The organism is Marinococcus halophilus, assembly GCF_900166605.1.
Classification (GTDB): domain Bacteria; phylum Bacillota; class Bacilli; order Bacillales; family Marinococcaceae; genus Marinococcus; species Marinococcus halophilus.
Genome location: NZ_FVZD01000001.1, coordinates 1 through 841, shown reverse-complemented (window position 1 = coordinate 841; position 841 = coordinate 1). Strand labels below are relative to the sequence as shown.

General features: G+C 51.7%; 6 tRNA genes and 1 rRNA gene. All 7 read right to left on the bottom strand.

The annotated features are described in order from the left end of the window. Positions 1-197 precede the first annotated feature (197 nt). The 7 genes from B5066_RS00035 to rrf all read right to left on the bottom strand — a co-directional run bounded on the left by B5066_RS00035 (position 198) and on the right by rrf (position 831). Positions 198-273 (bottom strand) — tRNA-Ala (locus B5066_RS00035). 11 nt (positions 274-284) lie between these two features. After that, positions 285-361 (bottom strand) — tRNA-Pro (locus B5066_RS00030). A 16-nt stretch (positions 362-377) separates the two neighbouring features. Further along, positions 378-454 (bottom strand) — tRNA-Arg (locus B5066_RS00025). A gap of 5 nt (positions 455-459) precedes the next feature. Next, a tRNA-Gly gene (locus B5066_RS00020) sits at positions 460-534 on the bottom strand. Positions 535-541: 7 nt separating this feature from the next. Beyond that, a tRNA-Lys gene (locus B5066_RS00015) sits at positions 542-617 on the bottom strand. Positions 618-624: 7 nt separating this feature from the next. Further along, positions 625-700 (bottom strand) — tRNA-Val (locus B5066_RS00010). A gap of 14 nt (positions 701-714) precedes the next feature. Beyond that, a 5S ribosomal RNA gene (gene rrf / locus B5066_RS00005) occupies positions 715-831 on the bottom strand. Between the last annotated feature and the right edge of the window lie 10 nt (positions 832-841).

Here is an 841-nt window from a genome sequence, read left to right as displayed (position 1 = left end):
GCGTTCGTCCTGAGCCAGGATCAAACTCTCCGTAAAAAGTTTGATGCTGTGGCATCAGTGATGCCCTAAAAAAGTGTTGCTTTTGATTGGGGCTCTGGCTTGTCTTTCCTTTTCAAAGAACGATCTGCCGCTCAAAGCGACAATTAATATCATATCAACTGTGCTTCACAGCGTCAATGACTTTTTTAAAAAAAGTTTGGTGGAGCCTAGCGGGATCGAACCGCTGACCTCCTGCGTGCAAAGCAGGCGCTCTCCCAGCTGAGCTAAGGCCCCAATATATTAGATGGTCGGGAAGACAGGATTTGAACCTACGACCCCTTGGTCCCAAACCAAGTGCTCTACCAAGCTGAGCTACTTCCCGTTATTGAATAAATAATTGGTGCGCCCGAGAGGACTTGAACCCCTAGCCTTCTGATCCGTAGTCAGACGCTCTATCCAATTGAGCTACGGGCGCATAAATGGAGCGGGAGACGGGATTCGAACCCGCGACCCCCACCTTGGCAAGGTGGTGTTCTACCACTGAACTACTCCCGCAAAATCATGGTGAGCCATGGAGGATTCGAACCTCCGACCCTCTGATTAAAAGTCAGATGCTCTACCAACTGAGCTAATGGCTCATATTAATGGTGGAGGATGACAGGATCGAACTGCCGACCCCCTGCTTGTAAGGCAGGTGCTCTCCCAGCTGAGCTAATCCTCCACGAATATTTAAATGCCCGGCAGCGATCTACTTTCACGGGGGGAGAGCCCCCGGCTATCATCAACGCTGAAGAGCTTAACTTCCGTGTTCGGCATGGGAACGGGTGGGACCTCTTCGCTGTTGCCACCGGACCGGCCCGTC